At 61.4% G+C, this 16,340-nt stretch carries 1 protein-coding gene; it reads left to right on the top strand.

Features of this window, described 5'->3' with window-relative positions; all coding sequences use genetic code 11:
* Positions 1-262 precede the first annotated feature (262 nt).
* Positions 263-16,336, top strand: a complete 16,074-nt coding sequence (locus ACYVAC_RS03870) for an SdrD B-like domain-containing protein (protein ID WP_461096257.1) — start codon at positions 263-265, stop codon at positions 16,334-16,336.
* The last annotated feature ends 4 nt before the right edge of the window (positions 16,337-16,340 follow it).

The following is a 16,340-nucleotide window of genomic DNA, read 5'->3' as shown; positions in this document are numbered from 1 at the left end:
ACCCGCAATCGGTTTTCAGTCAGAAAACGCCGGTCTTTTCCGAATGGTACCCACCAAATGCCAGCAGCAGCTAATGAATGGTCAACGTTTACTACACCGTTTCATGAACATCGTTTCCCATTGGCCAGTCGCCGGTCGGCACGATCACCCGAATGCGTCAATAGCCAGCAACCTGTCCGGGTTGTATGCTGCGTTTATAGCCAAGGGGTTTGCGCGGACAGGCTCGTGGTTCGCCCTGCCCCTGGCCGGGCTGTTCGTATTAATGAGCACCCTAGGCTGGGCGCAGGCGCCGGGTAGTATCGACCTGAGTGTTACCAGTCAGATCAATCAGTCGAAGCCGGCATTGGGCGATATGGTCACCTATACCATTACCGTCAAGAACGGCCCCAGCAGCACGTCTACGGCCACCGGTGTTGTCGTAAAAAATACCTTGCCGGCCGGGGGAGTTACTTATGTGCCCTCGTCGGCAACCGTCGTTCGCGGTTCCGGTACTTACGATTCGGCGACCGGAAACTGGTCGGTTGGGGCGATCGCGCCCAACGACTCGTCGATACTGGTACTGAAAGCCACGGTTCTCGAACGGGGGGTATGGTTCAACATCGCCGAAGTAACGGCGGCCGATCAGCCGGATGTCGATTCGAGTCCCAACAATCAGCAACTGCTGGAAGACGATTATGAGGGTGTTTGCTTCTCGGTACCTATATTCTTTTATAAGGGCGATCAGTTCACGGTTACCATACCAACGGGCTATAACCAGGTTGTCTGGTATCGCAACAACGTCGATGTTCGAACGGTGCCGGCCGATTCGGCCGTGGTCAACGCCGATTCGTCGCTGACCATTAAAAGTCCGGGAACGTATCGATTTGTAACGATGCGGTTTGGTTGTCCGGCACAAAACTGCTGCGACATTGACGTAATCCAGGGCCCCTATGGGAGTCTGGGTGATTTTGTGTTTCTGGACAATAATCAGAATGGCCAGCAGGACAGCGGAGAACCCGGCCTGGATGGGATAAAGGTGTATCTGTATGACCAGACGGGTACCACCAAACTCGATTCGACGGTAACGGCCGGGGGCGGTAAATACGCATTCAACAACCTGCTCGATGGTCAATACAAGGTCCGATTCGCTGCTCCTGATACCTTATTATATACACAGCAGAATGTAGGCGCTGGTGAGACCGACAGTGATGCCGGGACAAACGGCTTTACGGGCGTTTATACAATCAATACAAATGCAGCGGCAACAGACGTTGCGCGTAATAACCCAACCGTTGATGCTGGCTTTATTCGTAAGCCGGCGTCGGTTGGCGATCTGGCGTTTGGCGATGCCAATAGCAACGGCGTTCAGGACCCGGGTGAATTGGGGATTCCGAACGTAACGGTCACGTTGTATCAGAACGGCAACGCCGTGGCATCGACGACAACGGATGCGTCGGGCGTTTACAGCTTTACGGGCGTAACGCCGGGCAGTGGCTACACGGTGGTGTTTGACACGACGGGTCTGGGTGCGCAGGGTAAAGTGCTGGTGCCCCTGGCGCCGGCGCCCTTCAGCCTGACAGCTGGTCAGGTTGATCTGACCCGTGACGCAGCTATCCAGCCCAAGCCTGTTCAGCCGGCTACGGTTGGTGATCTGGCCTTCAACGACACCAACAGCAATGGGGTGCAGGATGCGGGCGAAACGGGCTACGCCGGTCTGGTGGTGACACTCTTCCAGAATGGCAGCGCCGTGGCCACTACCACCACCGATGCCTCGGGTGTCTATAGCTTTACCGGCGTCGTACCCGGCAGTGGCTACACGGTAGTCTTCGATACGACGGGGCTGGGTGCCCAGGGCCAGACGCTGGTGGCGCTGGCACCGGCACCGTTTAGCCTGACAGCGGGTCAGGTGGACCTGAGCCGTGACGCAGCGGTCCAGCCCAAGCCTGTCCAGCCGGCCACGGTTGGTGATCTGGCCTTCAGTGACCCCAATAAGAATGGGGTGCAGGACGCGGGTGAGCCGGGTGTGCCGAATGTACTCGTCACGCTGTATCAGAACGGCAGCGCGGTGGCTTCGACGACGACCGACGGGTCGGGTATCTACACTTTCACGGGCGTAGCGCCGGGCAGTGGCTACACGGTGGTGTTTGACACGACGGGTCTGGGCGGCAAAGTGCTGGTGCCACTGGCGCCGGCGCCGTTTAGTCTGACAGCGGGTCAGGTGGATCTGAGCCGTGACGCGGCTATCCAGCCAGCGCCTGTTCAGCCGGCCACGGTTGGTGATCTGGCCTTTAACGATGCCAACAGCAACGGGGTGCAGGATGCGGGCGAGGGTGGCTTCGCGGGTCTGGTAGTAACGCTGTACCAGAATGGCAGCGCGGTGGCTTCGACGACGACCAACGCGTCGGGTGCCTACAGCTTTACAGGTGTGACGCCGGGCTCGGGCTACACGGTGGTGTTTGATACGACGGGTCTGGGTGGCAAGGTGCTGGTGCCACTGGCGCCGGCGCCCTTTAGCCTGACGGCGGGTCAGGTGGATCTGACCCATGATGTAGCCGTACAGCCAGCGCCTGTTCAGCCGGCTACAGTTGGTGATCTGGCCTTTAACGATGCCAACAGCAACGGGGTGCAGGATCCAGGCGAGGGCGGCTTTGCGGGTCTGGTAGTAACGCTGTATCAGAACGGCAGTGCCGTGGCTTCGACGACGACCAACGCGTCGGGTGCCTACAGCTTCACGGGCGTGACGCCGGGCTCGGGCTACACGGTGGTGTTTGACACGACGGGTCTGGGTGCGCAGGGTAAAGTGCTGGTGCCGCTGGCGCCGGCGCCTTTCAGTCTGACGGCGGGCCAGGTGGATCTGAGCCGTGACGTAGCCGTTCAGCCAGCACCTGTGGTGCCACCGGCACCGGCCACGGTTGGTGATTTGGCCTTTAACGATACGAACAGCAACGGGGTACAGGATCCGGGCGAGGGTGGCTTTGCGGGTCTGGTAGTGACACTCTACCAGAACGGCAGTGCCGTGGCCTCAACGACGACCAATACCTCGGGCGCTTACAGCTTCACGGGCGTAGCGCCGGGCTCGGGCTACACGGTAGTCTTCGACACGACGGGGCTGGGCGGCAAGGTGCTGGTGCCACTGGCGCCGGCGCCCTTCAGTCTGACGGCGGGTCAGGTGGACCTGACCCACGATGTAGCGGTTCAGCCAGCACCCGTGGTGCCACCGGCACCGGCTACGGTTGGTGATCTGGCCTTCAACGATACGAATAACAATGGGGTGCAGGATCCGGGTGAGGGTGGCTTCGCGGGTCTGGTAGTAACGCTCTACCAGAACGGCAGCGCCGTGGCTTCGACGACGACTAACGCGTCGGGTGCCTACAGCTTCACGGGCGTAGCACCGGGATCGGGCTACACGGTGGTGTTTGACACGACGGGTCTGGGTGGCAAGGTGCTGGTGCCGCTGGCGCCGGCGCCGTTCAGTCTGACAGCGGGGCAGGTGGACCTGACCCACGATGTAGCGGTCCAGCCAGCACCTGTGGTGCCACCGGCACCGGCCACGGTTGGTGATCTGGCCTTCAACGATGCGAATAACAATGGTGTGCAGGATCCGGGTGAGGGCGGCTTCGCGGGTCTGGTAGTAACGCTGTATCAGAACGGCAGCGTCGTGGCTTCGACGACGACCAATGCCTCGGGTGCCTACAGCTTCACGGGCGTAGCGCCGGGCAGCGGCTACACGGTGGTGTTTGACACGACGGGTCTGGGCGGCAAAGTGCTGGTGCCGCTGGCGCCGGCGCCCTTCAGCCTGACAGCGGGTCAGGTTGATCTGACCCACGATGTAGCCGTACAGCCAGCGCCTGTTCAGCCGGCTACGGTTGGTGATCTGGCCTTCAACGATGCGAATAACAATGGGGTGCAGGATCCGGGTGAGGGTGGCTTCGCGGGTCTGGTAGTAACGCTGTATCAGAACGGCACGCTGGTGGCTTCGACGACGACCAATGCCTCGGGGGCTTACAGCTTCACGGGCGTAGCGCCGGGCAGCGGCTACACGGTGGTGTTTGACACGACGGGTCTGGGTGCGCAGGGTAAAGTGCTGGTGCCACTGGCGCCGGCGCCCTTCAGCCTGACAGCGGGTCAGGTTGATCTGACCCACGACGTGGCCGTACAGCCCAAGCCCGTGGTGCCACCGGCACCGGCTACGGTTGGTGATCTGGCCTTTAACGATACGAACAGCAACGGCGTGCAGGATCCGGGTGAGGGTGGCTTCGCGGGTCTGGTAGTAACGCTGTATCAGAACGGCAGTGCCGTGGCCTCGACGACGACCAATGCCTCGGGCGCCTACAGCTTCACGGGCGTAGCGCCGGGCAGCGGCTACACGGTGGTGTTTGACACGACGGGTCTGGGCGGCAAAGTGCTGGTGCCGCTGGCGCCGGCGCCCTTCAGCCTGACAGCGGGTCAGGTTGATCTGACCCACGATGTAGCCGTACAGCCAGCGCCGGAAGCACCGAAAGCGTCTGTTGGCGACTTTGTCTTCCTCGACAAAAATGGTAACGGGATTCAGGATTCGGATGAGCCGGGCGTGAGCGGTATTACCGTAAGTCTCTTTCAGAATACGACTGCTGGGCCTGTCCAGCTGGCCAGTATGGTTACGCCTGAATCTGGTCTCTACAGTTTTACGGGCCTTACGCCGGGTAGCGGTTACTTCGTCAAGTTCGATACGGTTGGTACGGCTGCCCGTCAGCTGATGATCACCCGACCCGGTGCCGGAACCAATACGGCATTCGACAGCAACGCTGGCCCGGGTGGCGTAACAGCTCCTTTCAGTCTGAGCGCGGGTGAGGTAAATAATACCATAGATGCCGGCTTCGAACCCTACCGGTTCGACCTGGCTCTGAGCAAACAGCTGGCGAGCACGGGGCCCTTCATGCCCGGCGATACGATTCGATACGTGCTGACCGTAGTCAACAACGGTAATCGGCAGGCATACGCAGTAGCCGTAGAAGACCGGGCACCTGCTGGCCTGTTGCTGCAGCCCGGCGATAGCTTCAGTGCTATTACGAACAATACAGCAAGTGCACTGATTCAGGGTCCGATAAGCCCGGGCGAAGCTGTTTCGCTGACAGCCGTTTCGGTTATAGACCCGGCATTCGAAGGTGTAAGCATCCGAAACGTTGGGGAAATTACGCAGGCTGATGATAACCAGGATCCGCTTGACTCTCCACCGGTCGATGATAACTCGACTCCCGACAACGGCGTACCAACTGAAGATGACCAAAGCCTGGCTGATCTGCCAATCGGGGAAACGGGCATCATCGGTGATCTGGTATTCAACGATACGAATAACAATGGTACTCGGGATCCGGGTGAAACAGGCGTTCCCAACATACCGGTAACGCTCTACCAGAATGGAAATGTAGTCTCGACAACGATCACCGACGGCGCTGGCATGTACGTGTTTACGGGCGTTGTGCCGGGATCGGATTACACGGTGGTCTTCGATACGACAGGCCTGGGTGCCCAGGGGCAAACACTGATTGCGCTGGCGCCGGCACCGTTTAGCCTGACGGCGGGTCAGGTGGATCTGACCCGTGATGCCGCCATTCAGGGCCAACCGGTGGTTGCACCCACGCCCGCTACAGTTGGCGATCTGGCCTTCAACGATACCAACAGCAACGGCGTACAGGATCCGGGCGAGTCTGGTTTCACTGGCCTGGTAGTGACACTGTATCAGAATGGCAACGCCGTGGCCAGCACAACGACGGATGCTTCCGGTAACTACACCTTTATGGGAGTACCGCCGGGCTCGGGCTACACGGTAGTCTTCGATACGACGGGGCTAGGTGCCCAGGGCCAGACGCTGGTGGCGCTGGCACCGGCACCATTTAGCCTGACGGCGGGCCAGGTGGACCTGACCCATGACGCGGCTATTCAATCCAAGCCTGTGGTACCAGCCACAGTTGGTGATTTGGCCTTCAGTGACCCCAATAAGAACGGGGTGCAGGATGCGGGCGAAACGGGCTACGCCGGTCTGGTGGTGACACTCTTCCAGAATGGCAGCGCCGTGGCCACCACCACCACCGATGCCTCGGGTGTCTATAGCTTTACCGGCGTCGTACCCGGCAGTGGCTACACGGTAGTCTTCGATACGACGGGGCTGGGTGCCCAGGGCCAGACGCTGGTGGCGCTGGCACCGGCACCGTTTAGCCTGACAGCGGGTCAGGTGGACCTGAGCCACGACGCAGCAGTCCAGCCCAAGCCTGTCCAGCCGGCCACGGTTGGTGATCTGGCCTTCAGTGACCCCAATAAGAATGGGGTGCAGGACGCGGGTGAGCCGGGTGTGCCGAATGTACTCGTTACGCTGTATCAGAACGGCAGCGCGGTGGCTTCGACGACGACCGACGGGTCGGGTATCTACACTTTCACGGGCGTAGCACCGGGCTCGGGCTACACGGTGGTGTTTGACACGACGGGTCTGGGCGGCAAAGTGCTGGTGCCCCTGGCGCCGGCGCCCTTCAGCCTAACGGCGGGCCAGGTGGATCTGAGCCGTGACGCGGCTATCCAGCCCAAGCCTGTTCAGCCGGCTACGGTTGGTGATCTGGCCTTTAACGATGCCAACAGCAACGGGGTACAGGATCCGGGTGAGCCGGGTGTGCCGAATGTACTCGTCACGCTGTATCAGAACGGCAGCGCGGTGGCCTCGACGACGACCAATGCCTCGGGTGCTTACAGCTTCACGGGCGTAGCGCCGGGCAGTGGCTACACGGTGGTCTTCGACACGACGGGTCTGGGTGCGCAGGGTAAAGTGCTGGTGCCGCTGGCGCCGGCGCCCTTCAGCCTGACAGCGGGTCAGGTCGACCTGACCCGTGACGCAGCTATCCAGCCCAAGCCTGTCCAGCCGGCTACGGTTGGTGATCTGGCCTTCAACGATGCCAACAGCAACGGGGTACAGGATCCGGGTGAGGGTGGCTTTGCTGGCCTGCCGGTGAAGCTCTTCCAGAACGGCACGCTGGTGGCTTCGACGACGACCAACGCGTCGGGTGCTTACAGCTTCACGGGCGTAGCGCCGGGCTCGGGCTACACGGTAGTCTTCGACACGACGGGTCTGGGCGGCAAAGTGCTGGTGCCGCTGGCGCCGGCACCGTTCAGCCTGACGGCGGGTCAGGTGGACCTGACCCGTGACGCGGCTATCCAGCCAGCGCCTGTTCAGCCGGCTACGGTTGGTGATCTGGCCTTTAACGATACGAATAACAATGGCGTACAGGATCCGGGCGAAGGCGGCTTTACTGGCCTGCCAGTGAAGCTCTTCCAAAACGGCACGCTGGTGGCTTCGACGACGACCAACGCGTCGGGTGCCTACAGCTTCACGGGCGTGACGCCGGGCAGCGGCTACACGGTGGTGTTTGACACGACGGGTCTGGGCGGTAAAGTACTGGTGCCGCTGGCGCCGGCGCCGTTCAGCCTGACGGCGGGCCAGGTGGACCTGACCCGTGACGCGGCTATCCAGCCCAAGCCTGTCCAGCCGGCTACGGTTGGTGATCTGGCCTTCAACGATACGAACAGCAATGGCGTGCAGGATCCAGGCGAGGGCGGCTTTGCTGGCCTGCCGGTGAAGCTCTTCCAGAACGGCACGCTGGTGGCCTCGACGACGACCAATGCCTCGGGTGCCTACAGCTTCACGGGCGTAGCGCCGGGCAGTGGCTACACGGTGGTGTTCGACACGACGGGTCTGGGTGGCAAGGTGCTGGTGCCGCTGGCGCCGGCGCCCTTCAGCCTGACGGCGGGTCAGGTGGATCTGACCCGTGATGCAGCGGTTCAGCCCAAGCCCGTGGTGCCACCGGCACCGGCTACGGTTGGTGATCTGGCCTTCAACGATACGAATAACAATGGTGTGCAGGATCCGGGCGAGGGCGGCTTTGCTGGCCTGCCGGTGAAGCTCTTTCAGAACGGCACGCTGGTGGCTTCGACGACGACCAACGCGTCGGGTGCCTACAGCTTCACAGGCGTGACGCCGGGCTCGGGCTACACGGTGGTGTTTGACACGACGGGTCTGGGCGGCAAAGTGCTGGTGCCGCTGGCGCCGGCACCCTTCAGTCTGACGGCGGGCCAGGTGGACCTGACCCACGACGTGGCCGTACAGCCCAAGCCCGTGGTGCCGCCGGCACCGGCTACAGTTGGTGATCTGGCCTTCAACGATGCCAACAGCAACGGGGTACAGGATCCGGGCGAAGGCGGCTTTGCTGGCCTGCCGGTGAAGCTCTTCCAGAACGGCACGCTGGTGGCCTCAACGACGACCAACGCGTCGGGTGCTTACAGCTTCACGGGCGTGACGCCGGGCAGTGGCTATACGGTAGTCTTCGACACGACGGGTCTGGGCGGCAAAGTGCTGGTGCCGCTGGCGCCGGCACCGTTCAGCCTGACGGCGGGTCAGGTGGACCTGACCCGTGACGCGGCTATCCAGCCAGCGCCTGTTCAGCCGGCTACGGTTGGTGATCTGGCCTTTAACGATACGAATAACAATGGCGTGCAGGATCCGGGCGAGGGTGGCTTCGCGGGTCTGGTAGTGACACTCTACCAGAACGGCAGCGCCGTGGCTTCGACGACGACCAATGCCTCGGGTGCCTACAGCTTCACGGGCGTAGCGCCGGGCAGCGGCTACACGGTGGTGTTTGACACGACGGGTCTGGGCGGCAAAGTGCTGGTGCCGCTGGCGCCGGCGCCCTTCAGCCTGACAGCGGGTCAGGTGGATCTGACCCACGATGTAGCCGTACAGCCAGCGCCTGTTCAGCCGGCTACGGTTGGTGATCTGGCCTTCAACGATGCGAATAACAATGGGGTACAGGATCCGGGTGAGGGTGGCTTCGCGGGTCTGGTAGTAACGCTGTATCAGAACGGCACGCTGGTGGCCTCGACGACGACCAATGCCTCGGGTGCTTACAGCTTCACGGGTGTGACGCCGGGCAGTGGCTACACGGTAGTGTTTGACACGACGGGTCTGGGTGGCAAAGTGCTGGTGCCATTGGCGCCGGCGCCCTTCAGTCTGACAGCTGGTCAGGTGGATCTGACCCACGATGTAGCGGTCCAGCCCAAGCCCGTGGTGCCACCGGCACCGGCTACGGTTGGTGATCTGGCCTTCAACGATGCCAACAGCAATGGCGTGCAGGATGCGGGCGAGGGCGGCTTCGCGGGTCTGGTGGTAAAACTCTTCCAGAACGGCACGCTGGTGGCCTCGACGACGACCAATGCCTCGGGTGCTTACAGCTTCACGGGTGTGACGCCGGGCAGTGGCTACACGGTGGTGTTTGACACGACGGGTCTGGGTGGCAAAGTGCTGGTGCCGCTGGCGCCGGCGCCCTTCAGCCTGACAGCTGGTCAGGTGGATCTGACCCACGACGCAGCGGTTCAGCCCAAGCCTGTACAACCGGTACAACTGGCTGATCTGGCTATTGCGAAAGCCGTTACCACCGCTGGGCCGTATGCAGTGGGTCAAACCGTCTCGTACTCGATCACGGTTACCAACAATGGTCCTGTAACGGCCCGCAACGTAACGGTTAAGGAGCAGCTGGGCGCCGGTCTGACTTACGTCAGCGCCAACCCGGCAGGCGAATACAATAGCGGTAACAGCACCTGGACGGTTGGCGATCTGGCAGCCGGGGCACGACGTACCCTGACGCTGCAGACTACAGTTGGCAGCGCCGGTACGCTTCGGAATACGGTTGTTCTGGCTAGTCCGGACAACGATCCGTCCCGCGCGGCCAACGACACCGCCCGTGTCGATATCTCGGCAGGTGCCTGTGTGGCCGAAGCACCGTATATCACCTGTGCCATCACCGATATCTGTAAAGGGGACGTAACGCTGCTGCAGTCGACTGGCTGCGCCAACGGAACGATCCGGTGGTCGGATGGTCAGACGGGCGTATCGATTCAGGTACAACCTGCACTCACTACCATCTATACCGCCACCTGCGTGGTATCGGCCAATTGTGTGAGCGTAGCCTCGAACCAGTTGAAAATAACGGTTCGTGATCCGCAGACGCCAACGCTGGTAGCCAGCGCCGACAACGTATGCCCGGGTGGTCAGGTAACACTGACGGCATCGGGTTGCACCGGGGGAACTTACCTCTGGTCGGCCAGCCGCGAAACAACCGCGTCGATTGTGGTCAGCCCAACCGTACGCACCACCTACACGGTGCAGTGCCGGCTGGTGAACTGTGTGAGCCCGGCCGCTGCCAAAACCATCGGTATCGGTGGTACCAGCCTGCCCAAGCCGACCGTTACCTGCAGCACCACTGTGGTTTGCCCGGGTGAAACCGTCACGCTGACGGTCAACGGTTGCCAGGGTACGCCGGTCTGGAGCAGCACGAGCGAATCGTCGCAACGGATTGTGGTGACGCCAACGGCGGAGAGCAATAGTTACACGGTGTACTGCCGCAACGGTGCCTGCGTGAGCCCTGTTTCGGATGCGTACACGATCAAGGTGGTAACGCCGGTGGCGCCAACCCTGACGGCCAGTGCCGACTCGGTCTGCGCCGGTACGAAGGTGACGCTAACGGCAAGCGGTTGCGTAGGAACGGTGATCTGGAGCAATCAGCAGCAGGGTAACAGCATCACAGTAACGCCGGATGCCAACATCAGCTACTTTGCCCAGTGTAAATTCCGCGAGTGTCTGAGTGATCGCTCGGAAGCCCTGCCGATCACGATCGTAACCCCATCGGCACCGATTGTGAAAGCGGATAAACTGCTGCTCTGCAGTGGTGAGCGCCTGACCCTCTCGGCCGAAGGATGCACGGGTGGTACCGTGAAATGGTATGGTGCCGATGTCTTCGGCTCGACCGTCACGATTCTGCCAACTGAAACGAAAGAGTACTACGCCACCTGCCGCCAGGGTAGCTGCGAAAGCACAGCCTCGAACAAGGTGCGCGTAACGGTCAACAGCACCGCCGGTGCCGCTCCGCAAATCAGTGCCTCGAACACAACCGTCTGCAACGGCGGTGTGATCTCGCTGACGGCCACGGGCTGCTCGGGTACGGTACTATGGTCGGATGGCCAGACAGGATCGGTTGTGTCGGTAACGGCTACGACCAACAACAGCAGCTTCTACGCTGTCTGCAAAGTAGGGGCTACGTGTGCCAGCGGCCGCTCGAACGTGATCAACGCTACGGTGACGCCGGCCCCAACGCCGACCATCACCTGCAGCACCACGATTTCCTGCCCATCGGAGCGCGTAACGCTGACGATCAACAACTGCATCGGTACACCGCGCTGGAGCACGGGCGAAACCACGACCCGCATCACGGTAATGCCAACCGTCACGACCTCGTACAACGCGTACTGTGAAGACGGTGTCTGCCGGAGCCCGCAGTCGAAAGACTACACGATTAAGGTTGTTGAAGCGGCTGTACCAACGGTAACGGCTTCGGCCTCGACCGTAGCACCGGGTGGTACCGTCACGCTGACGGCCACGGGCTGTGCCGGCGATGTGATCTGGTCGGTCAACGGTATCGACGGCAGCAACAAAGGCAGCTCGATTGTGGTCCGGCCCGAGGGCAAGCAGACGTACTACGCGCAGTGCAAATTCCGCGAGTGTCTGAGCGATCCGTCTGAGCCAGTGACCATCAACCGGGGCGATTGCCTGGCCAATGCCGGAACCCTGGTGCCGAAGTCGCCTGTCCTGTGCGCCAACGCGGGCCAGACCGTACTGGTTGCCAACGTCAACGGTGGACTGGTTCGTCCGGAAGGTTACGTGGCGGTCTATGTGCTGACCAAGGGCAGCAACAAAGTCGTCGAGCAGACGAGTGCGACATCGAGCTTCACTGTAACGGCAGCGGCTGGTACCTACACCATTCATACGCTGGTGTACGATGCCCGCCAGTCATCGAAAGACTACTTCGACATCAGCCTGGTGAAACCGGGTCTGACTACGGCTACCGATGTGCTGCGGCTGATTACCGATCGGCAGATCTGCGCTGATCTGGATGTAGCAGGGGCCAGTATGCGGGTGAACAAAGTGGATGCCCCGACGATCTCGGCATCGTCGTCGCTGACGACCTGCTTCGGATCGGCAATCACGCTGAACGCTGCGGGCTGCGCCGGTGGTACGATTACCTGGTCGGATGGTTCGACGGGGGCATCGATTACCAAAACCGTAACGAGCAACCTGCAACTTTCGGCCACCTGCTCGGTCGATGGCTGCGTCAGTGCCGCATCGACACCCGTCAACATCGTACTCGGCACGGCGGGTGTACCCACCATTGCCAGCACCAGCGCAACGATCTGTGCGGGTGAGTCGGTAACGCTGACGGCCAGTGGCTGCGCTGGTGGTACACTGAGCTGGTCGGACAACAAAACGACGGGCAGCACGCTCATCGTGGCGCCGACCGCCAGCACCTCGTACCGCGTGAAGTGTACAATCGGCAATTGCGAAAGCGACTTCTCGGCGGCTACGCCGGTAACGGTTGGCAGCCCGGCGGCTCCAACGGTAGCCGGCAACGGTTCGGCTACGCCAACGGTATGCGCCGGTACGCCGGTAACGCTGCTGGCACAGGGCTGCGCCGGAACTGTAACGTGGTCGACCGGTCAGACCGGCGCGTCGATCACCGTGACGCCGGCTGCCAACGCCAGCTACACAGCTCGCTGCAGCACCTCGGCCACCTGCCAGAGCCCGGCCTCGACGCCGGTGATGGTAACGGTACTGGCCAAGCCAGCCACACCACGCGTGGCCGACAAGTCGAACGTTTGTCCGGCGGTTACGGTCGACCTGACCGCAGCTGTATTGGGCACGGCTTCGACCACGGGGGGTGTCTTTGAATACTACACGAACGAAACGCTGAGCGCAGCCAGCAAGGTGGCCGATCCAGGCGCCGTTGGTACGGGAACGTACTATGTGGTAGAGAAAGCTACGGGCGGCTGCTACAGCCAGGCAGCACCGGTTCGGGTGCTGATCACGACCTGCGGTACGCAAGTAGCCTGCGATCCGGCCAACCCGGTAACGGTAAGCGCCGGCCCCGATGCCAGCATCTGCGCGGCCAAAACCTACCAGCTGCAGGGTAAACTGGGCGGCTCGGGTACCAAACTGTACTGGACCACCAGTGGTAATGGTACGTTCGACAACCCATTTGCTGCCAATGCGATCTACACCGCCAGTGCCGAAGACATCCTGTCGGGCAAGGTTACGCTCACGGTATCGGCCAGCGCCAGCAACGCCAGCTGCCCCGTCGCTACCGATGCCATGGTGCTGACGATCTCGGGTGGTAAAACAACACCGATCGTGCAGGTAAGTGGTTCGACCAGCCTCTGCGCGGGCGAAACCGTAACCCTGCAGGCACCAGCCGGAGCGGCCTCGTACCGCTGGAGCAACAACGCCACTACGTCGAGCATCGTTGTCACCACCAGTGGTGAGTACACGGTGCAGCTGTTCGACGCTAGTGGTTGCAGCACCGTACCGTCGGCACCGGTTGTGGTGCGGGTAGCGGCACCGGTGGCAACACCAGTCGTGAGCAACCTGCGCAACACCTGTCCGGCTGTCGTTGCCAACCTGACAACGGCTGTATCGGTTACTACGGCTGGCAACAGCTACGAGTACCGCATCGGTCAGGCCGCTACGTCGGCGCAGATTCTGCGGCCCGATTCGGTAGGGGCGGGCACCTACTACGTCTTCCAGCGCAACAGCTCTGGCTGCGTTAGTGCACCGGCTAAAGTGGTGGTGAGCATCTTCGAATGCCGCACCGATACGCTCACGGCTGACCTCGCCCTTGTGAAAACGGCCGATAAGAGCCAGGTGAAACAGGGTGAAACGGTCATCTACACGTTGAGCGTAACCAACAACGGTCCGGGTGTAGCCCGTCGCATCGATCTGCGCGACGTACTGCCAGCCGGGGTTGTATCGCTCACCACGACGCCAGCGGCCTACACGGTCAGCAACGGCGTGGTAACGGCCCGCATCGATAGCCTGAATGCCGGGGCTACCCGCGCTATCCAGATACCGGTGACGGTAACGGGCAAAGGAGCCATCGTGAACAAAGGCGAGATCATCTACGCCGATCAGCGCGATCCGAACCCGGCCAACAACGTATCGACGGTAACGATCACCGATACCACCAGCAGCGGTGCCCCAGGGCGCATCGGTCTGGCCAAATCGGTGGTAGGTGTGCCGGTTTGCGAAGGCGACTCAATTCTGAAGGTGCGCTACCGGTTTGTAGCCACCAACTACGGTGGCGATACGCTGCGGAACGTTCAGATCACCGACGATCTGGCCTACGCCTTCTCGCCGGCCAAAGTGCAGTCGGCTCGCTTCAGCACCACCGACACCGACTTTACGCTGGTCTACAAACCATCGTACACCGGAACGGGTGACTTCTCGGCGATCTTCGATTCGGCCAGCTACATCAAGCCCGGTGCGTCGCAGATCTTCTTCCTCGACGTAACCGTGAAGCGGGCCAAGGGCGATACCACGCATACGTATCGCAACATCGCCAGTGCTACGGCTAAGAGCCAGGGTAAAACCATCGACGATCTATCGATCGATGGCATCAATCCTGATCCGGACGCCGACGGAAACCCGAATAACAACACGGGCTTCACGGTGTTCACCATCGATACTACCAAGCTGGATGCACCGCGTATCGGGGTAGCCAAAGCTGTGGCCGACGTGGTGAAAGTAGGTGAGGGTAGCTTCAACGTACGCTACAAAGCGACGGTGAAAAACCTGAGCACGGTACCGCTCTACGCCGTAAGCCTCATCGACAGTCTGGCGCCGGTGTTCACGGCACCCGCTACGTTCTCGGTTGTCGAAGCCCCATCGGTCCGGTCGGGTAGCACCCTGATCGCCAACGCGGCCTACGACGGAACCACGCGGCCAAACCTGCTGAATCCGACCAGTCTGCTGAACGCGGGTGAGGAAGATACGCTGACCTTCGTGGTCAACGTGACGACGAACGGTGACAACGGTCCGTTCCTGAACAGCATCCTGGCAACAGCCATGACCGGCGACTCGGCGGTGATGGTACGCGACACGTCGAACAACGGTATCGATCCGACACGGGCCGGCTTCTCGCCAACACCAGTTCGCTTCGATCTGCCGGGTGCACTGCTGGGTATTGCCAAAGCGGTGGGTGTACCAACAGAGGTCGAGTCGGGTGTCTACGATATTCCGTACACGATCCGCGTTACCAACCGCAGCCTGGTGCCGATCCGTCGGGTGCAGGTACAGGACAACCTGTCGGAGACCTTCAGCCACGGGGCGCTGATTGTCAGCAACCAGATTGTGGTGGATGCCGACAGCGGGCTGACCGCCAACCCGAACTACACGGGTCAGGGCCTGATCACCAACCTGCTCGTCGATTCGTTGAGCTCGCTGCCGGCAGGAGCTACCCGCGCCATCCGGTTCACGGTTCGCGTTGACGTTCGGAATGCCGATTCGACGACGTTCTTCAACTCGGCCATTGCGACGGCTCTCAGCGCCGACAACATCGCCTTGGCTGATACGTCGATGGCCGGTACCGATGACGATCCGGACAATGACCTGGATCCGCGCGACAACAACGTGGCAACACCGGTTTCGCTCACCAACGCAGCGGGTGCCGGCCCACGGATCGGGGTGGCGCTGGCCGTGTCGGATACGGTTCGTCTGTCGGATGGCAGCTTCAACGTGACCTACAAAGTGGTCGTTCGCAACTTCGGTCGCGAGCTGCTGCGGAACGTAGCGCTCAACGATACGCTGACGAAGGTGTTCAACACGCTGACGGGTGCGACCTACACGGTTGTCAGACCGCCGGTTGCCATCTCGACGGGCAGCACGCTCAAGCTCAACACGGCCTTCGACGGCGATGCATCGCCATGGCTCGTACTGGGCGACAGCACCAGCACCCTGCCGGGCGGACAGACCGATACGCTGCAGTTTGTGATCAACGTTTCGACCAACGGATCGACCACGACTTACCTCAACACGGTCTACGCCAGTGCGAGTGCGGTGAGCGGACGCGTCACCGATACGTCGACCAACGGTCTGCAGCCTGACCTCAATGGAAACGGCAACCCATCGGATTCGAACGAAAGTGAACCGACTCCGCTGGTACTGCCCCCGACGAATACCACTATCTTTATCCCCGAAGGCTTCTCGCCGAACGGTGATGGAGTAAACGACCTGTTCGTCATCCGGGGTGTAGCCGGTCTGCGGGTCAGTCTGGAGATTTACAACCGCTGGGGCCACATGGTCTACAAAAACGACGATTACCGCAACGATTGGGATGGTACTGCCAATACCGGTATCCTGGTCGACGGTGAGAAGGGCCTGCCCGACGGAGCATACTACTACGTGGTACGCACGAGCGACGGTCGCCAATTTGTCCGATACATGACGATTAACCGCTAACAGT

The sequence above is a fragment of the Spirosoma luteolum genome (assembly GCF_054778875.1).
This window is presented reverse-complemented; position numbering and strand designations above follow the sequence as displayed.